The 24,605-nt window shown below is 73.0% G+C and carries 21 protein-coding genes; 10 read left to right on the forward strand and 11 right to left on the reverse strand.

The genetic code is table 11. The features are described from left to right. Positions 1-15 precede the first annotated feature (15 nt). The 4 genes from IF23_RS0121250 to IF23_RS0121265 form a co-directional block, all read right to left on the reverse strand. Entirely contained in the window at positions 16-447 is a 432-nt protein-coding gene (locus tag IF23_RS0121250; RefSeq protein ID WP_037678969.1) for a DUF7144 family membrane protein, read from the reverse strand. A gap of 191 nt (positions 448-638) precedes the next feature. After that, positions 639-1,355, reverse strand: a complete 717-nt coding sequence (locus IF23_RS34120) for a scabin-related ADP-ribosyltransferase (RefSeq protein ID WP_157848051.1) — start codon at positions 1,353-1,355, stop codon at positions 639-641. Between the two features lie 267 nt (positions 1,356-1,622). Further along, entirely contained in the window at positions 1,623-1,925 is a 303-nt protein-coding gene (locus IF23_RS0121260; protein ID WP_030286006.1) for a hypothetical protein, read from the reverse strand. A 176-nt stretch (positions 1,926-2,101) separates the two neighbouring features. Beyond that, complete coding sequence (locus tag IF23_RS0121265) at positions 2,102-4,420, reverse strand: serine/threonine-protein kinase (protein WP_037678972.1); 2,319 nt, start codon at positions 4,418-4,420, stop codon at positions 2,102-2,104. Between the two features lie 326 nt (positions 4,421-4,746). On the opposite strand from IF23_RS0121265, the gene IF23_RS0121270 reads away from it, so the two are divergent. Then, positions 4,747-5,337 carry a TetR/AcrR family transcriptional regulator gene (locus tag IF23_RS0121270; protein ID WP_030286010.1) on the forward strand — a complete coding sequence of 197 codons (591 nt, stop codon included), beginning with the start codon at positions 4,747-4,749 and terminating at the stop codon, positions 5,335-5,337. A 217-nt stretch (positions 5,338-5,554) separates the two neighbouring features. Here the strand turns inward: IF23_RS0121270 and argG are convergent, their stop codons facing one another. Together argG and IF23_RS0121280 are read right to left on the reverse strand one after the other, a co-directional pair. Continuing rightward, positions 5,555-7,000: an argininosuccinate synthase gene (gene argG / locus IF23_RS0121275; protein WP_030286011.1), complete on the reverse strand. Its 1,446-nt coding sequence runs from the start codon at positions 6,998-7,000 to the stop codon at positions 5,555-5,557. Positions 7,001-7,160: 160 nt separating this feature from the next. Next, positions 7,161-7,664, reverse strand: a complete 504-nt coding sequence (locus tag IF23_RS0121280) for a hypothetical protein (RefSeq protein ID WP_157848052.1) — start codon at positions 7,662-7,664, stop codon at positions 7,161-7,163. A gap of 592 nt (positions 7,665-8,256) precedes the next feature. On the opposite strand from IF23_RS0121280, the gene IF23_RS34510 reads away from it, so the two are divergent. The 5 genes from IF23_RS34510 to IF23_RS35085 all read left to right on the forward strand — a co-directional run bounded on the left by IF23_RS34510 (position 8,257) and on the right by IF23_RS35085 (position 12,605). Next, entirely contained in the window at positions 8,257-8,421 is a 165-nt protein-coding gene (locus tag IF23_RS34510; RefSeq protein WP_169750021.1) for a hypothetical protein, read from the forward strand. Between the two features lie 58 nt (positions 8,422-8,479). Further along, positions 8,480-8,773 (forward strand): Dabb family protein, encoded by a 294-nt coding sequence (locus tag IF23_RS0121290; protein ID WP_030286015.1) that lies wholly within the window; start codon positions 8,480-8,482, stop codon positions 8,771-8,773. Between the two features lie 312 nt (positions 8,774-9,085). Then, positions 9,086-9,895 carry an RNA polymerase sigma factor SigF gene (locus tag IF23_RS0121295; RefSeq protein ID WP_030286018.1) on the forward strand — a complete coding sequence of 270 codons (810 nt, stop codon included), beginning with the start codon at positions 9,086-9,088 and terminating at the stop codon, positions 9,893-9,895. Positions 9,896-10,096: 201 nt separating this feature from the next. Then, complete coding sequence (locus tag IF23_RS0121300) at positions 10,097-10,933, forward strand: RNA polymerase sigma factor SigF (protein ID WP_030286020.1); 837 nt, start codon at positions 10,097-10,099, stop codon at positions 10,931-10,933. A gap of 1,357 nt (positions 10,934-12,290) precedes the next feature. Then, a complete protein-coding gene (locus IF23_RS35085; protein WP_078654144.1) occupies positions 12,291-12,605 on the forward strand; it encodes a hypothetical protein in 315 nt (104 codons plus the stop codon). 493 nt (positions 12,606-13,098) lie between these two features. On the opposite strand, the gene IF23_RS0121310 is transcribed toward IF23_RS35085, so the two are convergent. Both IF23_RS0121310 and IF23_RS0121315 read right to left on the reverse strand, forming a co-directional pair. Next, positions 13,099-13,704: a response regulator transcription factor gene (locus IF23_RS0121310; RefSeq protein WP_030286024.1), complete on the reverse strand. Its 606-nt coding sequence runs from the start codon at positions 13,702-13,704 to the stop codon at positions 13,099-13,101. After that, complete coding sequence (locus tag IF23_RS0121315) at positions 13,701-14,909, reverse strand: sensor histidine kinase (protein WP_030286026.1); 1,209 nt, start codon at positions 14,907-14,909, stop codon at positions 13,701-13,703. The genes IF23_RS0121310 and IF23_RS0121315 overlap by 4 nt, the downstream gene beginning before the upstream one ends. 725 nt (positions 14,910-15,634) lie before the next feature. Between IF23_RS0121315 and IF23_RS0121320 the strand changes: the two genes are divergently transcribed. Beyond that, a complete protein-coding gene (locus IF23_RS0121320; RefSeq protein WP_030286027.1) occupies positions 15,635-17,131 on the forward strand; it encodes an alpha/beta hydrolase in 1,497 nt (498 codons plus the stop codon). A gap of 101 nt (positions 17,132-17,232) precedes the next feature. Here IF23_RS0121320 and IF23_RS0121325 read toward each other — a convergent pair whose 3' ends face one another. Then, a complete protein-coding gene (locus tag IF23_RS0121325) occupies positions 17,233-17,460 on the reverse strand; it encodes a hypothetical protein (RefSeq protein WP_030286029.1) in 228 nt (75 codons plus the stop codon). 511 nt (positions 17,461-17,971) lie between these two features. Here IF23_RS0121325 and IF23_RS0121330 point away from each other — a divergent pair. From IF23_RS0121330 to IF23_RS0121345, 3 genes are all read left to right on the forward strand, one after another. Next, the gene (locus IF23_RS0121330; RefSeq protein WP_030286031.1) at positions 17,972-18,445 is read left to right on the forward strand and encodes a MarR family winged helix-turn-helix transcriptional regulator; all 474 of its coding nucleotides are present in this window, start codon (positions 17,972-17,974) and stop codon (positions 18,443-18,445) included. Positions 18,446-18,534: 89 nt separating this feature from the next. After that, the gene (locus IF23_RS0121335; protein WP_483855138.1) at positions 18,535-21,030 is read left to right on the forward strand and encodes an MFS transporter; all 2,496 of its coding nucleotides are present in this window, start codon (positions 18,535-18,537) and stop codon (positions 21,028-21,030) included. Positions 21,031-21,211: 181 nt separating this feature from the next. After that, on the forward strand, positions 21,212-22,057 hold the full coding sequence (locus IF23_RS0121345) for a YceI family protein (RefSeq protein ID WP_030286047.1): 846 nt from the start codon (positions 21,212-21,214) through the stop codon (positions 22,055-22,057). Positions 22,058-22,159: 102 nt separating this feature from the next. On the opposite strand, the gene IF23_RS0121350 is transcribed toward IF23_RS0121345, so the two are convergent. Both IF23_RS0121350 and IF23_RS0121355 read right to left on the reverse strand, forming a co-directional pair. Beyond that, complete coding sequence (locus IF23_RS0121350) at positions 22,160-22,927, reverse strand: TetR/AcrR family transcriptional regulator (protein WP_030286035.1); 768 nt, start codon at positions 22,925-22,927, stop codon at positions 22,160-22,162. A 58-nt stretch (positions 22,928-22,985) separates the two neighbouring features. Next, positions 22,986-24,557, reverse strand: coding sequence for an MFS transporter (locus IF23_RS0121355; protein WP_030286038.1), 1,572 nt, complete (start codon positions 24,555-24,557; stop codon positions 22,986-22,988). Positions 24,558-24,605 lie beyond the last annotated feature (48 nt).

Here is a 24,605-nt window from a genome sequence, read left to right on the forward strand (position 1 = left end):
GCCCGCGCACCCCGCTCACCCACCCCCTCGCGCCCCCGGATGGAACGCCCGGCTCAGGCTCCAGACGATGAGGAGGTCGAAGACCATCACGATGATGGACCACACGGGGTAGTACGGGACGAACATGAACTGGGCGATCAGGCTGATGCCCGCGAAGGCGATACCGGCTCCGCGTCCCCAGCCCTTGCCCAGGAGGACTCCGATGCCCGCGGTGAGCAGGAGGACGCCGATCACGAGGTGGATCCAGCCCCATGCGGGGAGGTCGAACCGGTAGGCGTACCCGGGCGGGGAGAACACGCTGTCCTTGGCGATCCCGGTGGCGCCCTGGAGGACGCTGAGGGCGCCGCTCACGGTGAGGGCCACCCCGGCGAAGACGGCGCCGCCGTGCAGGGCCCAGTCGCCGCCGTGGGTACTCCGCTGCCGCCCCGTTTCCGGCATTCCTGCCATGCCGCTGCCTCCCTGTCCGGCGCGGTCACCGACGCACACGGCCTGTGTGAGGCGAGCCGCGCTCTTCTCACAGCGTCGCGGCAATCCCCCGCCGCCGCGACCGCAGCCGACCGGCGCGCCCCGGGTGCCGCGGTGCGGGGCGCCGCCCCGGGGACGGCCCGCCCGGTGCGTGGGGCGGGCGGGCCGTTCCGTCAGGCCGCGGGCGTCGGGGAGTGGCCGAAGTGGGCGTTGGTGCGGCAGCCGAGGTTCTCGTAGGTGTTGACCTTGGTGCCGGGGTCGGTCCGCACCAGGTGGTACTTGCAGGCGCGCTTGATGTACTCGCCACGGACGCCGCCGGGGAAGTCGATCTCCTTGTTCCACAGGTACGGCGACTCGTAGCCGTTGCGGTGCGCGGTGGCGTTCACGTCGATGCCGCCGGGGGCCTCGATCTCGTAGACCCAGCCGGTCCTCGCGGCGCCGTAGGTGGCGAACTTCTCGGCCACCCACTTCTCGCAGCTGGTGCTGAGGTGCGCGGTGTGCTGACCGCCGCCCTTGACGATGTACTCGTTCAGCGGCGAGAGCTGGTCGCCGCGCGGGGTGAAGCCCTCGTCGAAGATCTGCCGGGTGTTCTCCCGGGTGTCGCCGCGCCACAGGGTCTGGTGGCCGTCGCGCCACTGCCACCGCTCGCCGTGCTCGGTGCGGTGCACGGCGGGGAAGATGCGGGGCTCGGTGGACGTACGGAACCAGTCGGACGGGCGGAAGCCGTGGACCGGGCCGCACGGTCCGGTGTCGGGCCCCGCGGCCTTCGCGGGCGCTGCGGCCTTCGCGGGCGCCGTACGGGCGGTGGTCGCGTCGGCGGGGGCGGTGGCGGTCAGGGAGGCGGCGGCCAGAGCCGTGGCGGAGAGGACGCGCAGAGCGGCCTTCACCATGTGAGAGCCCATCGGAGGAGGCAACAGGACGGGCCCTTTATAAGATCCGCGCCTTCCCGCCCGCCGGGAATGCCCTGCCGCATCACCCCCGAGGGCGAACGGCTGTACCCGTGCGCTACCGGGCGGGCCGGGAAACGGCACGCCCCGGTACGGGGAGGGCCGTTGGCCACCGGAGTGCCCCCGGGCGCCGCGGTGCGGGGCGCCCGGGGGCCGCCGCGTCCCGTGCCGCGCCCTTGGGTACGGGCGCGGTACGGGCCACCGGGTGCGTCAGGCCGAGAACGAGCCCGCGCCGCCCGGTACGTGGATGCCGTGGTCGGGCAGGACGGCCACCGACGGGCCCACGCAGAACGGGTTCCCGTACACCTTCACCGGGTGGTCCGTCCGGTTCGCCAGCACATGGGCGAGGGTGGGCAGCTGTCGGCAGCCCTCGGGGTCGCGGTAGACGTCGAGGGGCTGGGCCTCGGTGGAGAAGACCACCACCTCCCCCGACGCCGGCTCGGTCGCGGACGCGGGAACCGCCGACCCCAGCGTCGCTGCCGCCGCCACCAGGCACACCGTGATTGCTCGCATGATCTTCCTTCAGACATGTGCCCCGCTTCGTACGCGGGCTCGCGCCAGCTCTATCGCGCACATCGCCTCAACTGAGGGGCGTACCAGGCCCGTTCACCCGATCCGGGGGCGCCGGTCGGCCTCCGCGGTGCGGCTTCGAGGGGGCGTGCGGGCGGGATCGTGCGCCTGTACGGGACTCATGCGCGCTTGTAGTAGTAGCCGCTGCCGCTGGCCGCGCCGACGTTGTGCCGGAGACCGCTGCCGTTGACGGTGAAGTACGAGGCGTCGAGGGTGTCGGTGCAGTATCCGGGGTTCGGTCCGACGCGTTCGGCGACGCCGACGTTGATCCGGCTGCCGGTCCGGGAGGTCACCCGGCCCTCGTACAGGCAGCTGTTGTACGGGAAGTTGCTCAGGCTCACGGTGCCGGAGCGGGAGATCCGGACGGTGCCGGGCTGCCCGGGGTTGTACGGGTCGCCGAAGGCCCAGTTGCCGACGAAGGGCGCGGGGACGGCGCCGCCCTCGGAGCCGCCGGTGGATCCGGAGCCGCCGGACGTGCCGCCGCCGGACGTGCCGCCGCCCCCGGACGCGCCGGACGCACCGCCGCCCCCGGAGCCGCCGCCCGCCGAGGTGCCCGCGCCCGCCGGGGAGCCCGAACCGCCCTGCGCGTCGCGGCCGTTGCGCCCGTCCCGGCCGTCCTTCCCGTCGGCGCCCCCCTTCGTACCGCCGTCTTTGCCACCGTCCTCGCCGTCGCCCTTGCCGTCGTCGTCCTTGCCGTGGGGTGCCCCGGAGCCTTTGCCGTGGCCGGACGGTGTGCCGCTCGGCGCGGACGGGACCGGGGCGGTCGTGTGCGGCGCAGCGGCCGTGGGCGGGGGCGTGGCGGGGCGGCTGAACGGCTGGAGCACGGCGAACGTTCCGCCACCCACCGCCAGGACCAACACCACGGGCACGGAAACGGCCCACGGCCGACGCCGCCGCTCCGGGGCGGTTTTCTCTCCGGCAGCCTTCCTGTCCGTTCCGGCGGTGGGGGTCGCGGTGCCGTCGGCCGGATGGGGTTTCTTGTCGGCAGCCTTCCTGTTCATCCCGGGGGCGGGAGCCGCGACGCCGTCTGCCGGACCGGGTTTCCTGTCGGCAGCCTCCCTGTCCATTTCCCCGGCGGGAGTCGCGATGCCGCCTGCCGCACCGGGTTTCCTGTCGGCAGCCTCCCTGTCCGTTTCCCCGGCGGGAGCCGCTGCGCCCTCCACCGCGCGGTCCCCCACCGGCCCCTGGCCCTCTTCCGGCGGCTCCCCCGCCGTCGACGCGTCCGGCGGGCCGGGGGCGGCTGCCTCCGGGCGCAGTCCGACGGTTTCCCGGTCCGGGGACTTCTCCCGTACCGGTGTCGCCTCCGCGTCCAGCAGTTGGGCCGATCGGCGGGCGAGGCGGCCCAGCACCTCCGGTGGCAACCACGACGCCCCGGGCGCGGGACGGGACGCGGAACCGGGACCGCCGCCGGGGCGGAAGCCGGAGCCGGAGGCGGAACCCGAAGCGGAACCGGAACGGGGGTCCGGGCCGGAGCCGGGACTTTCGCCGGGAAGAGGGGCGGAGCGGGGGTCGGCGGCACCCCCGCCATCGGCCGCCCCCTCCGCCAACAGCTGGGCCACAGAAGGCCGTTGACGGACATCCTTCGTCAGGCAGCGGCCGATCAGTCGCCGCAGCCCGGCGTCGTGGACCTCGTCCAGATCGGGGTCGTTCTCGACGATGTGGAACATCACCGCGTGCTGGTTGCCGACGCCGCGGCCGAACGGGAGGGCGCCGGTGGCCGCGTACGTCAGGACGCAGCCGAGGGTGAAGACGTCGCTCCCGGGGCCCGCGGGGTCGCCGAGGATCTGTTCCGGGGACATGAAGCCCGGGGAGCCGATCACCATGCCGGTGCTGGTCAGCAGGGATTCGACGGAGGTGCCGACGGCGCGGGCGATACCGAAGTCGATGACCTTGGGGGCGTCGGCGGTGAGCATGACGTTGGACGGTTTGAGGTCGCGGTGGACGATGCCCGCGCTGTGGATGTCGTCCAGCGCGTGCAGCAGTCCGTCGGCGAGGGCGCGCACCGACGCGGCGGGCAGGGCCCCGTGGACCCGGACGACCTGGTCGAGGGAGAGCCCGGGGACGTAGCCGGTGGCGACCCAGGGGAGCGGTTCGTCGGGGGCGGCGTCCAGTACGGGGGCGGTGTAGCGCGCGTCGACGCGGCGCGCCGCGTGGATCTCGCGGCGGAAGCGGGCGCGGAACTGCGGGTCCGCGACGTGTTCCTCGTGGACGACCTTGACCGCGACGGTGCGGCCCGCGGCGGAGCGGGCGAGGTAGACGCGGCCCATGCCTCCGGCGCCGAGCCTGCCGAGCAGCAGGTAGGGGCCGATGCGGGCGGGGTCGGCGGCGGTCAGCGGGGTGAGTCCGTCGTCGTTGCCGACGCTTTCGTCGTTGCCGACGCCTTCGTCGTTGCCGACGCCCTCGCCGTCCTCGTGCGCGCCGTTGTGGACGTCGGTCATGGCCGTGTGATCCCCCGGGTCGTCCCCGCCGCCGGATCGGTGGGGAGAGGTCGTCGTTGAGCGGTGGAGCGGGGACGTCCGCGGCGTACCGAGGTGGTCCGCACGCTCCCGCCGCGGCCCGGCGGACGGGCAGGAACGTGCGGCACGGCCCGGGGGCCCGGTGCGGACGCCGGGCCCCCCGCCGCGCTGCGTCCGCACACCGCAGTGTGGAGCACGCGCCGACTTTCCGGAATAACTTCCGGAAAAAATTCTAGAAAATTCTCCTATGCTGGTCCGCGAGGTGCCCGCGGGGCGCCGGACCCCGAACCGGGAGCGAGGCGACGGCGATGAGCCCGAAGCAGCAACGCGGCGCGGCCACCGCCGCGCAGGTCCTCGACCGCGCGCTGGAGATCTACGCGGCGGACGGCGAAGCCGGTCTCACGCTGGGCGCGATCACCGCGGCCAGCGGCGTCAGCGCGGGCAGCATCTACCACCACTTCGGCAGCCTGCCGGGCGTCCTGACCGCGCTGGCGCAGCGCTGGCTGGCCCGGCTGCTGACGGAGCTGACCGCCGCGCTGGAGCAGGTGCCGGACGCGCGCTCCGGCGTCCGGGCGGTGGTCCGGGTCTATCTCCGCTTCGTCCAGGAACACCCGGACGCGTCCCGGCTGATGCACTCGGCCCCCGTGGACCGCGAGGCGATGGCGCGCGCCCCGCAGCTCCGCGGCTCCCAGGAGGCCCGCCTCGCCCCGCTCGCCGCCTGGCTCCACGCCCATCAGCAGGCCGGTGAACTGGCCGAACTCCCGCTCCCCGTCCTCGAATCCCTGATCCTGGGCCCGATCACCGCCGTCGCCCGCCGCTGGCTCTCCCTGGGCGACGTCGACCTGGACACGGCCGTACGGGAGATGCCGGAACGGATCTGGCGGTCGGTGAGCGCGTAGCCGTACGGGGCGTCAACTCCCTTGGCATGGCTGCCAGTTGGGAGCGGGTGCGGTTGGGGAGAGGGTGCGGTGCCGCGCCGGACCTCTCCGGTACAAGGGGAACCGTCAACCCGCGCCGCCGCTCGCCGAGGAGTAGCCGCCGGGCCCCGGAACGCGCCCGGGCCCCGCGGACCGGAGTCCGCGGGGCCCGGGCGGGCGGGGAGTACCCCGGTGCCGCTCAGTCCGTGCCGGATTCCATCGCGGCGCGGTCCAGGGCCTCGTCCTCGGCGGAGACCTCGCCGCGGGAGGCGATGGCCTCGGCGCCGCCCTCGGGCATCGAGCCGATCAGCCCGGTCGCGGCTGCCTGGGCGGCGCCGACGGCGGGGCTGGTGGTGCCGATGAGGCCGATCCCGGCGTACTGCTCCAGCTTGGCGCGCGAGTCGGCGATGTCGAGGTTGCGCATGGTGAGCTGGCCGATCCGGTCGACGGGACCGAACGCGGAGTCCTCGGTGCGCTCCATGGACAGCTTGTCCGGGTGGTAGCTGAAGGACGGGCCGGTCGTGTCGAGGATCGAGTAGTCCTCGCCGCGCCGCAGCCGGAGGGTGACCTCACCGGTGACGGCGGCGCCGACCCAGCGCTGGAGCGACTCGCGGACCATCAGCGCCTGCGGGTCCAGCCACCGGCCCTCGTACATGAGGCGGCCCAGGCGGCGGCCCTCGTTGTGGTACTGGGCGAGGGTGTCCTCGTTGTGGATCGCGTTGACCAGGCGCTCGTACGCGGCGTGCAGCAGGGCCATGCCGGGCGCCTCGTAGATACCGCGGCTCTTGGCCTCGATGATCCGGTTCTCGATCTGGTCGGACATGCCCATGCCGTGGCGACCGCCGATGGCGTTGGCCTCCATGACCAGGTCGACGGCGGAGCCGAACTCCTTGCCGTTGATCGTCACCGGGCGGCCCTGCTCGAAGCCGACCGTGACGTCCTCGGCGGGGATCTCGACCGACGGGTCCCAGAACTTGACGCCCATGATCGGCTCGACCGTCTCCAGCGAGACGTTCAGGTGCTCCAGGGTCTTCGCCTCGTGGGTGGCGCCCCAGATGTTGGCGTCGGTGGAGTACGCCTTCTCGGTGGAGTCCCGGTAGGGCAGGTCATGGGCGACCAGCCACTCCGACATCTCCTTACGACCGCCCAGCTCCGAGACGAAGTCGGCGTCCAGCCAGGGCTTGTAGATCCGCAGGTTCGGGTTGGCGAGCAGACCGTAGCGGTAGAACCGCTCGATGTCGTTGCCCTTGTAGGTGGAGCCGTCGCCCCAGATCTGGACGTTGTCCTCCAGCATCGCCCGGACCAGGAGCGTGCCGGTGACGGCGCGGCCGAGCGGCGTGGTGTTGAAGTAGGGGCGACCGCCGGAGCGGATGTGGAACGCGCCGCAGGTCAGCGCGGCCAGGCCCTCCTCGACCAGGGCGGCCCGGCAGTCGACCAGACGGGCGATCTCGGCGCCGTAGGTCTGCGCGCGGCCGGGCACCGAGGCGATGTCGGGCTCGTCGTACTGGCCGATGTCGGCGGTGTAGGTGCACGGGACCGCGCCCTTGTCGCGCATCCACGCGACCGCGACCGAGGTGTCGAGGCCGCCCGAGAAGGCGATGCCGACGCGCTCACCGACGGGGAGGGAGGTAAGGACCTTGGACATAGGAAGAGTATGCAGTGTTTCGAATTTTCATGCAAGCCTCGCCTCCGGCACCTCACCCCAATGCCTCCCCTGGCGCCTCTGACCTGCGACAACGCGACCGCCCGCCGACCGGACGGTTCCGGGCGACGGGCGGTACGACGGTGCGGCGGCGGTGCGGCGGTCAGTCCCGACCGCGGCGGAACGCCTTGCGGATGAAGTGGACGATCAGCCAGATCACCAGCACCACGACGAGCAGGAAGACCACGAAGAGCACGATCAGGAAGATGCCCAGCTTCTTGAAGAAGCCCTTCTTCTTTTTCCCGGACTTCGCGTGGGTGTAGTGCACCTTCTTGATCTTCGACGCGGTGACGACGGTGCCGTGCCCCGCCTCCCCGGCCGTGGCCGCAACGGCCGGACGCGACGAACCGGCGGCAGCCGCACCGGACTTCGCCCCGGCCACGGCCGCCTCCGCGTGGTGCGCGACGACCGCGGCCGGACGCGCCACGGCGGCGGTCGCGGGCGCGGCGGCCGCGCCCAGCAGGCCGAAGAGCAGTGCGAGCACCGTCGCGGCCCGCCGCCGGGCGCTGCGCGAACTTCCCTGACGGAGTACGGAGTTACCGGCCTGCGCGGCAGCCGTCCCCCCGGCCGCACCGGCTCCCGGTGCGCGGCGTATGTCCCTGTCCATGTGTGATCCCCCTCGGGCGTGCGTCGGACGCTGTACCGCGACCGGAGACCGTCCGCGGCGTACGCCATTATCGGCGGCGCGGACACCCGCTCGGCCCCACGCGCACGCACCGTACCGCCCGGCGCCGCGCACCCGTGAAGAGCGGACCGCACGGGGCGACGCCCGGAGAAGAGCCCGTGGAGAGAGAAGAAGCCCGGGAGAGAAGAAGCCCTGGGGAAAAGAAAGAGGAGGGGGAAGCGGCCGGGCGGGGGGTTGCCGGTCGCTTCCCCGAGGGGCCGGGCCTCCGAGTCCGCGCCGCGATCGGGGGAAGACGCGGCATGGACCCCGCAGTGAGGCCCGACCCCGCCCCGGGGCTCCTGCCGGACCTCCGGGGCGTACCTCCATGCTGCCCCCGCGGGACGCCCCCGTGGCGCGCCAAAGGGCCTGCGTCGGCAGGGCTTTGGTCCCGTTTACGCGGGACGGGCGGAGCCCCGGGCGGCCGGGGTCCGGGCCGCCGAACCGCCTTCCGCCCGGTGCGCCGGGCCCCGGAGTGGTTACACTCGCCCGGTCGCACAGGGGAGCGGGCAGCACTGCCCAGGGGGAGACGGGTTCGATGGCGCAGGCGAGAAAGATCGCGATGTACGTGCTCATCGTCTTCGTGCTCTACACGATCGTCACCTCCCCCGACCGGGCCGGTGACCTGGTGAAGATAGGCTTCGAAGGTGTCTCGTCCGCCGCGAAGGGCGTCGGCGAGTTCATGACGCAGCTGGTCAGCTGACCGCCCCCGGCCCCGCCGCGCGGTCCGGCCAGGCACCGCCCGCCGCACGGAGGTCCCAGTGATCCGCCACCTGGTTCTGTTCCAGCTCAACGACGGCGTCTCGCCGGACGAGCCGCGCGTCCAGGAGGCCGCCCGCGCCTTCATGGAGCTCGGCGGCAAGATCCCGGAGCTGACGCACTGGGAGTGCGGCTGGAACATCACCGACCGGCCCATCGCCCGCGACTTCGCGATCAACTCCGCCGTCGCCGACCGCGACGCCCTCGCCCGCTACCTCGCGCACCCGGCCCACCAGGACGCCGCCGCACAGTGGCGCGCGTTCGCCACCTGGGTGATCGCCGACTACGAATTCTGATCGCCCCCGGCACCCCCTGACGCGCCCCTCGCCCCCGGCTCCGACGCCGGGCGGGGGGCTTTTCCGTGCCCGTGTGGCGAACGGGGCGCGGACCGCGCCCACCTGGGGCCGTCCGCGCGGGTACCGGCGTACGCGCGGGCGCCCGGCGCGCGCGACGGTACGCCGTTCGGGGCCCTCCGAACGGGCAGCGACGCACCGCGTTACGGAGATCAACTCGCCGGTCAACACGGAGTAATGCGGTACTTGCACACACTGCGCATGTCTTGTGATGCTATGACCGCTTTGCCGGATACATGCATTGTGAAGGGTGGCGTGACCGTGACGGCCCGTACTGCGCCCAAGGCGCCATCCCGCGAGAGCCGGAGCGCGGACACGCGGGCGCTCACCCAGGTGCTCTTCGCCGAACTGGCCGGGCTCGAATCCGGCACCCCCGAGCACACCCGGGTCCGCGCCGCCCTCATCGAGGCCAACCTCCCGCTCGTCCGGTACGCCGCCGTACGGTTCCGCAGCCGCAACGAACCGATGGAGGACGTGGTCCAGGTCGGCACCATCGGCCTGATCAACGCCATCGACCGCTTCGACCCGGACCGGGGCGTGCAGTTCCCCACCTTCGCGATGCCCACCGTCGTCGGCGAGATCAAGCGGTACTTCCGCGACAACGTCCGCACCGTCCACGTACCGCGCCGCCTCCACGAGCTGTGGGTCCAGGTCAACGGCGCGACGGAGGATCTGACGGTGCTCCACGGGCGCTCACCGACCACCGCCGAGATCGCCGAACGCCTCAAGATCGGCGAGGAGGAGGTGCTGGCCTGCCTGGAGGCCGGGCGGTCATATCACGCCACATCTCTGGAGGCGGCCCAGGAGGGCGACGGTCTCCCCGGACTCCTCGACCGGCTCGGCTACGAGGACCCCGAGCTGGCCGGCGTCGAACACCGCGACCTCGTCCGCCATCTGCTCGTCCAGCTTCCCGAGCGCGAACAGCGGATTCTGCTGCTGCGTTACTACAGCAACTTGACGCAATCTCAGATCAGCGCGGAGCTGGGGGTGTCGCAGATGCATGTCTCGCGGCTACTGTCACGGAGCTTCGCCCGGCTGAGATCCGCAAACAGGATCGAGGTCTAACCGGCAGGGGCGACACGGGACCCCGCGTTCCTGCGCAGATATGTCGACATGACGCTACAGCGCGTTGCCGACATGTGACATTCTGCTGGAACCGCGTTTGCCGCGGCGCCGCCTCCGGTATTCAGGTGGAGGTATCACTCTCCGGTCCGCCTCGGTCCGGGGACGCCGCAGCGACCCGACCCGCGACCTCAAGGGGGTGGCATGTCCGTAGAACTGGACAGCTCAAAGGTGCTTCCCGCGATTCCCGCGCCCGCACCGCCCGTGCACGACGACGACGCCATCAACACCCGCACGCTCTCCCGCTCCCTGTTCCTGCGGCTGGCCACGCTCGACAAGGACTGCGCGGAGCGTACGTACGTCCGCGACACCCTGATCGAGCTGAACCTCCCGCTGGTGCGGTACGCGGCGGCCCGGTTCCGCAGCCGCAACGAGCCGATGGAGGACATCGTCCAGGTCGGCACGATCGGTCTGATCAAGGCGATCGACCGTTTCGATTGCGAACGCGGGGTGGAGTTCCCGACGTTCGCAATGCCAACGGTCGTCGGCGAGATCAAGCGCTTCTTCCGCGACACCTCCTGGTCGGTGCGGGTCCCGCGCCGCCTCCAGGAACTGCGGCTCGCGCTCACCAAGGCCAGTGACGAGCTGTCACAGAAGCTCGACCGTTCGCCGACCGTCCCCGAACTCGCCCGCGTGCTCGGGGTGTCGGAGGAGGACGTCGTCGACGGTCTCGCCGTCGGCAACGCCTACACCGCCTCCTCGCTCGACTCGCCCTCCCCCGAGGACGACGGCGGCGAGGGCTCCCTGGCGGACCGTCTGGGCTACGAGGACACCGCGCTGGAGGGCGTGGAGTACCGCGAGTCCCTCAAGCCGCTGCTGGCCAAGCTCCCGGCGCGGGAGCGGCAGATCATCATGTTGCGCTTCTTCGCCAACATGACGCAGTCGCAGATCGGCGAGGAGGTCGGCATCTCACAGATGCATGTCTCCCGCCTCCTCACCCGCACCCTCGCCCAGCTGCGGGAAGGGCTGATCGCCGAATGAGGACGGGTCCGCCGAGCGGTCGTTGACCTCCCGCGTCATCGCACCACCCGCACCACGCGCACCACCGTTCGCACGATGCGCACCACTCGGCGGACTGCGAAGAGAACCATCGGCCCGACACCCGTCGGCCGGTCCCCCTCTTCCTGGTCACCTCCCTCGCCTCCTGCGTTGCGCCCCGGATCGATACCGGGGTTCTGGCCCGACGCCCGTGTCGGGGTTCCGTACCGACGTCCGTGTCGGTTCCGTCCCGGATCTCCGGGCCCGGTCGTTCGGCCGCGTTGCCGTGCGGCTGCTTCTCCGGCGCTGTCGCGCCCGCGCTCGCCCTTGCCTCGCCCTTGCGGTCTCTCGCGTCCTGCCTTGCGGTCCCTCGCGTCCTGCCTTGCGGCTTCTTGCCTTCGGTTACGGCGCGCCGTGTGCTTGCTGCGGCTCTCTCGCCCCGGCCCGCCCCGCCTCTTACGCTGTGCTCGGGCCTGCGGCCCTTCCCGGCGCCGCTCTGCGGCTTCCCGCCCGGGCCGCCGCTCACCTCGGCCCCTCGGTTCCTCGGCCTCTCTCGCCCCGGATCAGCGCACCGGTCTCCGGTGGCCTCCCGGCTATCTCCCGGCGGTCTCCCGGCGTTGGCGCCTGCCGAGGTCTAGGAATCTGACGAGTCGTCATCAACACTGGGCCGATGCGACAGTCACCCCGCATAGTTGCCCGTGACACGTCCCCGCGCCCCGTTCCCGGCGGCGTACGCCCGCCGGGATCCGCCCCGGCGCCCCGCCGCTTCCGTCCCGCCCGTACCGCGTCGGCGCTCGCCGTGTGCTGCCTGGGCGGCGCGGTGCTCGTGGGCTGCGGGAGCGGAGCCGGTCAGGGGTACGCGGCGGTCGGCGCCGCCGGGGAGAGCGCCCCGACCGGCGCAGCCTCCGAGCAGGGCGTCGAGCTGACCCCGCTGGACGGATCCCGCTCGCCCGGCGGGGGCGGCGGAGACGCAACAGGGAATTCCGGCGAGGACAAAGATCCGGCCAACTCCGCATCTGGAGGCGGTGGTTCAGGCATTCCGGATCATTCAGGGAAGGAACCTGATAGTTCCGGCACCCCCGGTATCCCCAACGCGCCGGGGGGCTCGGGTATGCCGGGTGGGGCCGGGGGAGCAGGTGGCGTCGGGAATCCGGGTGGAGTCGGGGGACCGGGTGGAACGGGGCAACCGGGCGGGGCCGGTGGGGCTGGTGGGGCTGGTGGGTCGGGCGGTTCCGGATCGTCCGGCTCGCCGTCCGACCGGCCGGGGACGCCCGGGTCGTCGGACCCGTCGGGCACGCCGTCGAATCCCGGGCTCCCCTCCCCCACCCTTCCCGCGGGCAAGGGGGCGCCCGCCGGGCTGGTGATCGGGAAGCCGAAGCGTGCGGACGGCGGGGAGCGGTGGTGCGAGAAGATCGCGTTCCCCCTGGTGAACACCGGCACCAAACCGGTCACCGTCGGCACGGTCACGTTCGGGACGCACATCATCGGCGCCCTCGGCATCGACTGGGACACCCGCACCTCCACCCACAAGCTCCCGCTGCCCCTCGCGCCCGGCGCGCGCCGCACCGCCTCGTACCGGATCTGCGTGGACGCCTGGCGGGTCCCGCTGGGGATGCACCTCGACACCAAGGACGTGTCCTTCGACTGGACACCCCGTCCCGACGACAAGCCCTAGCCCACCCCGCAAGGCCGAGCGGGACGTCTCCTCCGGGCCGTCCCGCTGACCGGAGGAGTCCATCCCGCCGGGCGGACGGACGGAGCGCAGCCCGGTCAGCCGGGCATCGGCCGACGGCCCCGCCTGGCCAACCGGCGGAGCCGGACGACGCGGAGGGACCAGGCAGCGCAGCAGGCAGGACGGCGCGGTGCGGCCGGGCCGGACGACGCGGAGGGACGGAGGGCTGGCCGGATGCCACGGCAGGACCGGGCGGCCGGGCAAGTCAACCAGGCCGGAAGGCGGGGCCGGACAGCGCAACAGGCCCAACTGGCGCGGTCGGACGGCAGAGCACGGCCAGGCGGCGCGGCAAGGCCGGACGACGCGGCAGGGGCCAACCGGCGGGGCCGACCGGCGGAGGGGCCGAACGGCCGGACCAGAAGGCAGAACGCGCCCGACCGGCACAGCCAGACCGGCCCCCACAACGCGCCCGACCGACCGCCCACCCACCCCCCCCTCAAAGCCAGCCATTCCCCTCCGCGAGTCGGACTGCCTCCGCTCGGGTGCGGGCCTGTGTTTTGCCTATCGCCGATGACAGGTGGTTGCGGACGGTGCCCGGGGAAAGGGACAGCGCCCTGGCGATGTCGGAGACGGTGCCGCCCTCGGCGGCGGTGCGTAGGACGTCCGCCTCGCGGCCGGTCAGCGGGCTCGCGCCACCGGCCAGTGCCTCCGCGGCGAGGCCCGGGTCGACGAACCGCAGACCGGCGTGGACCCGGCGGATCGCGTCGACCAACTGCTCCGGCGGGGAGTCCTTCACGACGTAACCGGACGCGCCCGCGGCCATCGCCCGCGCGAGATAGCCGGGACGGCTGAAGGTCGTACAGATGAGGGTGCGGCAGCCCGGCAGCGCCCGCCGGAGATCGGCGGCGACGGTCAGCCCGTCCCGCCCGGGCATCTGCACATCGAGCAGCGCGATATCGGGCGCGGTGCGCTCCGCGGCGGCCAGCACCTCGGTGCCGGTGCCGATCTCGGCGACCACGTCCAGATCGGGTTCGAGCCGGAGTACGGCCGCGAGGGCGCCGCGGACGAGTGCCTGGTCGTCGGCGAGCAGAACACGGATCATGACGGCCCGGCCTCCTGTCGGGGTGTCAGCCGGCCCACCGGCGCGGGTCCGCGGGCGGTGACCCGGAACCCGCCGCCGGGGGCGGGCCCGTGGTCGAGGGTGCCCGACACCGCGGCCAGCCGTTCGGCGAGACCGGTCAGGCCGTTCCCGGCGCGCACCCCGCCGGTGGGCGTGCCGTTGTCGGTGATCTCGACCCAGTCGGGTCCGGTGCGGACGGTGCACAGTTCGGCGTCGGAGTGGCGCAGCACATTGGTGACCGCCTCCCGTACGACGTAGCCGAACACCTCACGCAGTTCGGCGCGGACGTCATCGGTTGCGGCGGGCAGTTCGGCCCGTACCCCGGCGGCCCGCAGCGCCATACGGGCACCGGCGAGTTCGCTGTCCAGGGACAGGGTGCGGTAGTCGGAGACGGTGGCCCGTACGTCGGAGAGCGCCGTGCGGGCCATGGTCTCCAGTTCGGTGATCTCGCGGACGGCGAAGGGCACGTCGCCGGAGGATTCCAGGACGCGGCGCGCCAGGCCGAGCTTGACGGTCATCGTGGAGAGGCTGTGGCCGAGTACGTCGTGCATGTCCCGGGCGACCCGTTCGCGTTCCTCGTGCACGGCCAGCCTCCTGACCTGCGCGCGGGCGGCCCGTAGATGGCCGATCGTGAAGTTGAGGGCGAAGACGGTGCCGAGCGCCGCGGTCACGCCGACGAGGATGCCGACCTGCGCCCACGCCACCTCGCCGCGGGCCAGACGCATCCAGACGATCTGCCCCACCACCGTGACGAGGCCGAGCAGCAGCGCACGGCGCAGCGGCAGCAGCATCAGGCCGATCGAGAGGGCGTAGGTCAGATCGGTCAGCTGGGACGGCGCCGCGAGGAGGACCGCCGGTGCCGCCCCGAGCAGGAACAGCACGGCGACGAGGACGATACGTCCCCGGCGCAGCGCCGTCGGCCCGCACCAGGCAGCCAGGGCGCAGCCGACGCCGTAGCAGGCGACGAGGGTGATCACGAGCGTGGTGAGCCAGGGCGGCCGGGTGCCGTGCGTGAGGCCCTCGGCCCGGGCGAGCAGGGCCAGGGAGGCGGGTGCCATGGCGGCGGCGACGGTCAGCCGACCGCGGCGGCGGGCTCCGGGGTCGTCCGGTTGGTCCTTCCAGAAACTCCAGTCCGGCCATTGATCGGCGGAGAACTCGTCCGGATCACGTGTGCCCACGTCGGCCATGGTAGGGCCCGGGTGCCCGGCGGGGGGACGGGCGGCGGCCCCGGGGAACGGTGTCGGGAGCATGCGGACAAGCGTGGCCCGGCCGCGCCCCGCGCGCCCATGACAGATGGCATGGGTCCGGCCGTCGGGCCGGTGGTGCGATGAGGGCATGTTGCACGCGAAGAGGATCTCTCCGCCGTACCAAGGGTACGAACTCGCCGAGTACGGCCGGGTGTTGACGACGTTCTCGCTGCTCCGGGGCGGTATCGGCGCGCGGTGCGCGCCGGGCGGGGGCGACCGGCCCGTCCGCGTCCGGCGCCTCGGCGGCGCCTACGTGTGGGGCGACGCCGACGGGACGGCCGTCGCGGCCACGGACCGGGTGGGCCGGAGTCGGCGTCCGACGGGTGCCGAGCGGGGCGTCCCGTTCCGGCGGGCCGCGGCGGCGGACCGGGAGCACACCGTGCTCGGCGGCGGCGACGGCGGTGGGCCCGTCGGCACGGTCCGCCGCACCGGCCGCCTCCGGCCCCGCCGCCGCACCGGCCACCCCCGCACCGGCCGCCTCCGCACCGAGGCCACCGCCGACCTGCCGGGGCCGGAAGGAACCCGCGCTCCAGGTCGTCGCGCTCGTCGTCGTGGCGCCGCGCGGGCGGCACAGGCGGGCGGCGGCCGTCCGGTCGGCCGCCCCCGGATGACGGCCGCGCGGCGCGTTCCGGCATCCCCTGCTCTTCCGACACGAGGAGGACCCCATGCGTAAATCCTGGCTCGCGGCGCTCGCTCTCACCGTGGGCGCGGCGGCGGTGTCCGTGACCGCGGGCGCACCGTGGACGGCCACCGCGGGTACACCGTCCCGGGCGCGGGCGGACACGGCGCCGCCGCCGCTGCGGTGGGGCGCGTGTCCCAGCGGGGCGGCGGCGGCGCTGTCGTGCGCGAAGCTCACCGTGCCGCTCGACTACCGGCATCCCGACGGGCGGACGATCACCGTCGAGGTGTCCCGTCTGGCGAGCAGGCACCCGGCCGCGAAACGCGGTGTGCTGCTCCTCAATCCGGGCGGCCCCGGCCTGCCCGGGCTCCCCGTCCCCGCCCTGCTGAAGCTGCCCGAGAAGGTCCGCGACCGCTACGACGTGATCGGCTTCGACCCCCGCGGCGTCGGCCACAGCACCCCGGTGACCTGCAACTTCACCCCAGCTGAGGGCGGCGTGGCGAGCAACCCGCCCACTCCGGGCGGCGCGGCCGACGTGGCGGAACAGGCCACCGTCGCCAAGCGGCTCGCCACCCGGTGCGCCACCTCGCGGACCGCGTACCTGCTGCCGCACCTCACCACCGCGAACACCGCGCGGGACATGGACCGCATCCGGGCGGCGCTGGGCGTACCGAAGATCTCGTACTACGGCGAGTCCTACGGCACCTACCTCGGCGCGGTGTACGCCACCCTCTTCCCGCACCGCGGCGACCGCATCGTGCTCGACAGCAGCCTGCCGCCCGAGGGGTACGACGTCGACGCGCTGCGCGCCCAGGCCGCGGGGTTCGAGACCCGCTTCCCGGACTTCGCCGCGTTCGCCGCGGCCGCCTCCCGGACGTACCACCTCGGCAGCACCCCGGCCGCGGTCCGCGCGACGTACTTCCGACTCGCCGCGCGCCTCGACCACAAGCCGGTGCAGGGGTACGACGGCACGGCCTTCCGCGCCGTCACCTCGGGGCTGCTCCGCACGGACGCCGACCGCGCCCGGCTCGCCGCGACCTGGCACGCCCTGGACACGGACCGGCCGCCGCCCGACTCCGGCGGCGCGGGCGACGGCGGCGCGTACAGCGACAACTACCCCGCCGCCTACCTCGGGGTGATCTGCGGCGACTCGCGCTGGCCGACGTCCGTCGCGACCTATCAGCGCCATGTCGCGGTCGACCGCGTCCGCTACCCGATGTACGGCGCGTTCACGGCCAACATCAGGCCGTGCGCCTTCTGGCCGGACCCCGTGGAGCCGCAGGTGCGGATCGCCGACCGGGGGCCGTCCGATGTGCTCATGGTGCAGAACCTCCGCGATCCGGCGACCCCGCTGCCCGGGGCGCTGCGGACGCGCCGGGCCCTCGGCGGGCGGGCCCGGCTGGTGACCGTCGGCCAGGGCGGGCATGTGGCCTACCTGACCGGCACGAACGCCTGCGGGAACCACGCCGTGACCGCCTACCTGGTCAGCGGGGAGCGACCGGCACACGACACGTTCTGCCCCGCGGAGCCGACCGCGCGGTGAGCACCGGCAGCGGCGGGGCCCGGTCGCCGGGCAGCGAAAACGGGGCCCGGATCCGTCCGGGCCCCGTCGTGTACGGAGGGCTGGGGAAGAGGGTGCGGGGCTCAGCCGAAGGCGAGCCAGACCGCGGCGGCGACGACCACCACGGCGACGACGACGCCGACGATCAGGCCGACGCGGGGGCCGCCGGACTGCGCGGGGGCCGGGGCGCGGCGGCCGCCGGTCTGCCCGGCCTGCGGGGTGCCGCCCTCGTCGACGAAGGCGCGGAACATCTGCGTGCTGCCCGCCGGGTCGTAGTTGCCCTCGGCCTGGTTCTGCGGGTTGGTCGCCATGGGCAAGGACCCTAGCGAACCGCGCTCTTCAGGGCACCCCTGGACCGCGCGCCCGGCAGCGCCGGAACGGCCCCCGGAAGCGGCCGGACGGCACCCCGCACCCGCCGCCCGACCGCCGCTCCCCCGCCGGAAACCCCCGCCCTCCCGGTACGTAACGGAGAGGAGGGGAGGAGGAGGAAGGAAAGGGGCCTCCGGCGCAGAGGGGGCGACTGGGGGCGAAGGGGTGGAATGGTGGCCCGTGTGGCGTGTCGTGCGCTCTGATCGGTGCCGTCGAGGTGGGCGGAGCGCCCGTCCCCACGGGCGTAAGTGACGCTGACCACATTACGGAGCCGCCCCGGCACCCCGGGCGAGCGGCGCTGACCTGCGCCTTCCCGGGGGCGGTCAATTTCCTTGACCCCGGGCTGAGATCGCCTTTTCCTCCCCTTTACCGTAGGGGCCACCTATTCGTTTGCCTTCAGCAACCAACCGACCCTATGGTTGCCTCAAGCAACAAAACCGCGTGGAGGAGCCCATGGCCGCCCAGAGTCAGTACGAGGAACTGGCCAGGCAGCTCAGCGCCATCGGAGCCGTCAAGCGCGAAATGGGGCGCATCCTGCCCCAGGACTGCCCGCCCGCCTCGGCAGGCGTGCTCACCCTCCTCGACCGTCACGGCGAGATGCGGATGAGCCAGCTGGCCGAGCTGCTCGCGATCGACATGTCGGTGACCAGCCGACACGTCGCCCATGTCGCGGAGCGCGGCTGGATCGAGCGCAAGCCCGACCCGGCGGACAAGCGGTCGCGTCTGTTGCGTCTGACCCCGAGCGGCAAGGAACTCCTGACGGAGCTTTCCGAGCGCTACACCCACACACTCGCCCGGTACCTGGACGACTGGTCCGACAGCGACGTCGGCCACCTCGTCGAACTGCTCACGCGACTGCGCACGAGCTTCGGCGACTGCCGTACCCGGGCGCATCACGACTCCACCACCCGTACACCCGCAGGATGAAAAGGAACTACATGGCTACGACCACACCAGCCGGTGTGCGGGGCGGCCACGCCAAGCACGGGGGCATACCCGCCTCCGGACAGCCGCCCATGACGCACCGTCAGATCATGGAGGCACTCTCCGGGCTGCTGCTCGGAATGTTCGTCGCCATCCTGTCGTCGACCATCGTGTCGAACGCGCTCCCCGAGATCATCCACGACCTCGACGGCGGCCAGTCCGCCTACACCTGGGTCGTCACGGCGTCGCTGCTGGCGATGACCGCGACCACCCCGCTGTGGGGCAAGCTCTCCGACCTGTTCAGCAAGAAGCTGCTGGTCCAGGTCGCCCTGATCATCTACGTCGCGGGTTCGGTCGTCGCCGGTCTGTCGCAGAACGCCGGGATGCTGATCGCCTGCCGGGTGATCCAGGGCATCGGCGTCGGCGGTCTCTCCGCCCTGGCGCAGATCGTCATGGCCGCGATGATCTCCCCGCGTGAGCGCGGGCGGTACAGCGGCTACCTCGGCGCCACCTTCGCCGTCGCCACCGTCGGCGGCCCGCTGCTCGGCGGCGTCATCACCGACACCAGCTGGATGGGCTGGCGCTGGTGCTTCTACGTCGGCGTGCCCTTCGCGGTGATCGCGCTGATCGTGCTGCAGAAGACCCTGAAGCTCCCCGTCGTCAAGCGCGAGGGCGTCAAGGTCGACTGGGCGGGCGCCTTCTTCATCAGCGCGGCGGTCTCGCTGCTGCTGGTGTGGGTCACGCTGGCCGGTGACAAGTACGACTGGATGTCGTGGCAGACCGCCGCGATGGTGGGCGGCTCCGTCGTCCTCGGCGCGATCTTCGTCTTCGTCGAGTCCAAGGCGAAGGAACCGATCATCCCGCTGCGGCTCTTCCGCAACAAGACGATCACCCTCGCCTCGCTGGCCTCGCTCTTCGTCGGTATCGCGATGTTCACCGGCACCGTCTTCTTCAGCCAGTACTTCCAGCTGGCGCGCGGCGAGTCGCCGACCATGTCCGGTGTGATGACGATCCCGATGATCGGCGGACTGTTCATCTCCTCCACCGTCTCGGGCCAGATCATCACCAAGACCGGCAAGTGGAAGGCGTGGCTGGTCACCGGCGGCGCCCTGGTCACCGCCGGACTGGGCCTGCTGGGCACCATCCGCTACGACACCGCCTACTGGCACGTCGCGATCTTCATGGCCCTGATGGGTCTGGGCATCGGCATGATGATGCAGAACCTGGTCCTCTGCACCCAGAACCAGGTCGCCCCCCAGGACCTCGGCTCCGCCTCGTCCGTCGTCACCTTCTTCCGCTCCCTCGGCGGTGCGGTCGGCGTCTCGGCGCTCGGCGCCGTCATGGCCACCCGGGTCACCCACTACGTGAAGGACGGCCTCGCCGAACTGGGCCCGAAGGCGGCCAAGGCAGCCGCCCAGGGCAGCGGCGGCGGCATCCCGGACCTTGACGCACTCCCGGCCCCGCTCCGTACCGTCATGGAGAGCGCCTACGGGCACGGCGTCGCCGACATCTTCCTGATCGCGGCCCCGTGCGCCCTGCTGGCCTTCCTGTTCACCCTGTTCATCAAGGAGGTCCCGTTGAGGACTCGCGGCGGACTGGCCCAGAACAACGCGGACGGCGAGGAGCCGGCGGCCACCCCGGCCACCACCCCCGCGGCCACCCCGGCCCCCGCGGCCGCGGCCACGGACGAGCGGGAGCCCGCCCTGGTCGGCGCCGGTGCCCCCGCCGACGAGCACACGCCCTCCTGGGCGCAGCCCGCCGCGGCGGCCACCACCCAGCCCCTGGCGGCGTTCGCGTCCGCCGGTGGCGGTGACATCCCGGCCGGGCCGTCGATCACCGGCTTCATCCGCAACCCCGAGGGCCACCCCGTGCCGCGCTCCGCGGTCACGCTGATCTCCCTCAGCGGCCGCCAACTCGGCCGCGCCGCCGCCCAGGCGAACGGCGCCTACGAACTGACCGCCCCCGGCGCCGGTTCGTACGTGCTGATCGCGGCGGCCGACGGGCACCAGCCGCAGGCGTCGACGGTGATCGTCGGCGACCAGCCGCTCGGCTACGACATCCTCCTCAGCGGCACCAGCGGCCTCGGCGGCCAGGTCCGCAGCGCGGTCACCGGGCAGCCGGTCGCGGGCGCGATGGTCGTCGTCACCGATGTGCGCGGCGAGGTGCTGTCCACCGGCGTCACCGGCCCCGAGGGCTACTTCGCCTTCGACGACCTCGCGTCGGGCACCTTCACCGTCGCGGTGAACGCCGCGGAGTTCCGCCCCACGGCCGTACCGGTCGAGGTCGGGAACCAGGGCACCACCCGTATCGAGGTCGAGCTGCTCTCCGGCGCGAAGGTGGAGGGCGTCGTGCGGGCCGGTTCCGCGCGGCGGCCGCTGCCGGACGCCCGTGTCACCCTGGTCGACGCGGCGGGCAACGTCGTGGCGACCTCCACCACCGGTGAGGACGGCGCGTACGCCTTCACCGACCTGGACGCCGGCGACTACACGGTCATCGCGAGCGGCTACCCGCCGGTCGCCAACGGCCTGCAGGTCGACGCCCGCGGGGTCGACGGCTACGACGTCGAACTCGCCCACCCCGGCGACTGACCCGCCGTCCGGGCACCCGCCCGGACGACGACAGACCCCGGACCGGGGCGCGCTTTTTGAGCGGAGACGCGCCCCGGACCGGACCCCAGGGCTCCGGCAGCGGTGCTGCGCACAGGCAGGGGACGGCCTGCAGGCCGCTGCCGGAGCCCGAACACGTACCAGGCAAGAAACGGGAGTGGGAATGACTTCGACGGGCGCGGGACCTGCGGGTGTACGGGCACAGGTCCGCACACGGGACGGCTGGGCGGTACAGCACGCCGTACTGACCGTCACCGACATGACGGGGGCGCAGATGCTGCGCGCCACCGCCGACGAGGACGGCGCGATCCGCAGCACCGAGCCGCTGCGGCCCGGACCGTACACCGTGATCGTGACGGCCGTCGGCTACGCGCCGGTCGCCTCCAGCGCGATCGTGACGGCGAGCGGCCGGATGGACGTCGGCAACGTCGTCCTGGCACGGCAGGGCGGCGCGGAGCTGCCGCCCCCCGGCACCTGGACGATCGACCCGATGCACTCGACGGTCGCGGCGACCGCGCAGCACCTCGGCATCACCAGCGTGCACGGCCGGTTCACCGAGTTCAGCGGGCGTATCGAGATCGCCGAGGACCTGGAGAAGTCCGCGGTCGAGGCCGTCATAGCGGCGTCGTCGATCGACACCGGCAACGGGATGCGCGACGGCCACCTGCGGTCCGACGACTTCCTGAACGTCACGGAGTTCCCGGAGATCACCTACCGCAGCACCGGCCTGGAGCCGGCCGGACCGGACCGCTGGACCGTCCACGGCGACCTGTCGCTGCACGGCGTGGTCCGCCCGGTCGATCTGAGCCTGAGCTACCTCGGCACCGGACCCGACCCGTGGGGCGGCGTGCGGGCGGCGTTCAGCGCCACCGCGGAGCTGCGCCGCGAGGACTTCAAGATGAACTACAACCAGGTCGTGGCCGCCGGTATCGCGGCGATCGGCACCACCCTGCGGGTCCAGCTCGACATCCAGGCGGTGCAGGGCGACTCGCTGCCGATGGCGGGCTGAGCGGGGCCGCCCGGCGGGGCGGGACGAACGGCTGCGGACCGGGCCGGGCACGGGCACCTTGGGGGGTGCGCGGGCCCGGCCCGGTCCCGTTGCGGCTGCGGGTCAGCCGCCCGCGCCCCGGTCCCGCAGCGCCTCGATGCCCGCGATCTGCAGGTCGAGGGCGAGGGTGAACTCCCGGTCCAGCATCTCGACGATGCCGTGGCCCCGGCGGACGTACCCGGCGCGGGCGGACAGCTCCCGGGTCTCCGCGTACTCGGGACGGTCCGCCATCGCGGCGGCGACCTGCGCGAAGTAGTCGTCGAGGGAGACCCCGGCGGCCCGGCAGCGGGCCTCGTGCAGCGCCCGGATCGTCGCGAAGCCGTAGACGAAGTGGAAGACCGTGGCGAGGGCGCCGGAGGCCCGCTCCGGGTCCAGACCGCTGCGGCCCATCACCCGCAGCGTGGCATTGGAGAACGCCAGCGAACGGGGGCCGATGTTGAGGTACTCGCCGAGCAGCCGGGCCACCCACGGGTGGCGCAGCAGCAGATCGCGGTAGGCGGTGGCGAGCACCCGCAACTGCGCCCGCCAGTCGTCGCCGCCCTCGTCGGGCAGCTCCATCTCCCCGGCGATCGCGTCCATCGCCAGTTCCAGCAGGTCGTCCTTGGTGTCGACGTACCAGTAGACGGACATCGCGGTGACGCCCAGTTCGGCGGCGAGGCGGCGCATGGAGAACTTGGCCAGCCCGTCGGCGTCGAGCAGCCGGACGGTCGCCGCGACGATCTTGTCGAGGTCCAGCCCGTCCGGCTGGTCCGCCTTCCGCTTGAGCGGCGGGCGCCCGGCCAGCCAGACGCTCTTCGGCCGCTTCCCCCCGCCCCCTGCTGCCGCTGCCATGACGCCTCTCCCCTCGCGCTTCGCCTCCCGCCGAGCGGGACGTGCTCCGCTTTCGATGCTATTCCGCCGCGGCGACCGCCCCCTCCGCCGCCGCCGGTCCGGACGGCTCCCCGGGCGACCGCTCCGCCCGCCGCAGCAGCACCGCGGCAAGCAGCCCGCCGAGGAACACCGCGACGGCGCCCGTGAGTTGACCGGTGCGGATACCGGCGGCGAACGCGTCGTGCACGACGGCGCGTTCCGCGTCCGAACCGGTCCGGGCGAGCGCCGCGGCCAGCGAACCGGCCCCGGCGGCGACCGCCGGCAGCAGCGCCTGGAAACGCGCGGTGAGCACCGCGCCGAGCACCGCGACGCCCAACCCCTGGCCGAACTCCATCAGCGTGCCGTTGACCCCGGCGCCGACGCCCGCCTTCGCCGGGGGGATGGCCGACATGATCGCGTTGGCCATGGCCGGCATGGCGAGCGCGATCCCGGCGCCCATCACGACCAGCCCGGCGAGCATCCCGCCGTAGCCGGACCCGCCGAGCGTGGCGACGAGGACCAGGCCCGCGGCCAGCAGCGACATGCCGGAGACGATCATTCCGGGGGTGCCGAGGCGGGGCAGCAGCCGGGCGCCGAGCCCGGTGAAGTTGATCAGTACGACGGTGACGGCGAGCGGCGCCATCCGCAGCCCCGCCTCCAACGGGCCGTAACCCAGGACGAGTTGGAGGTGCTGGGTGAGCAGGAACATCGAGCCGCCCATGCCGAAGGCGACGAGGATGCCGCCGGAGACGGCGCCGATGAACCGGCGGTTGCGGAAGAAGTGCATGTCCAGCATCGGATACGGGGTGTGCAGCTCCCAGAGCGCGAAGAGCGCCAGCCCGGCGATCCCGATCGCGGCGGAGAGCAGCACCTTGCCGGAGAGCCAGCCGTCGACCGGCCCGGAGATGATCGCGAAGACCACCCCGACCATGCCGATCATCGACAGCACCGCACCGAGCGGATCAGGCTTCTCGGCACCCGGACTTCTCGACTCCGGTACGAGGGCGACCACCGCGACGAGCGCCACCACCGCGACCGGCAGGTTGACCAGGAAGAGCGAGCCCCACCAGAAGTGGTCGAGCAGCACCCCGCCGATGAGCGGACCGGCGGCGAACCCGAGGGAGTTGACGGAGCTCCAGATGCCGATGGCCTTGGGCCGCTCCGCATCGTCGAAGATCTGCATGACGACGGCGAGCGTGGTGGTGACCAGCAGCGCCCCGCCGACGCCCATCCCGGCGCGGGCGGCGATCAGCATGCCGGGCGAGGTCGCCAGCGCCGCCCCGAGCGAGGCGAGCCCGAACAGCGCCAGCCCTATGGCCAGCATCTTCTTACGTCCGTAGCGGTCCGCGGAGTTCCCGGCGGTGAGCAGCAGCCCGGACTGGACGAGCGAGTACGCGTTGATCATCCACTGCACATCGGCGGTGCTGGCCCTCAGATCGACGGTGAGGGACGGGATCGCCACGCTCAGCACGGTGTTGTCGAGGATGACGGTCAACTGCGCGAGACAGATGACCCCGAGGATCAGCCACCGCGTACCGGGACGTCCGGGGGCTGCGGGTGGCGCGGTGGACGGCGCCGCGGGCGCGGCGTCGTCATGGGCGGAAGGGGGCATGAGCGGCTCCCGGGACGGATGGTGAGCGGAACGGGACGTGCCGCCGGG

The organism is Streptomyces catenulae, from assembly GCF_000718015.1.
GTDB classification, from domain to species: domain Bacteria; phylum Actinomycetota; class Actinomycetes; order Streptomycetales; family Streptomycetaceae; genus Streptomyces; species Streptomyces catenulae.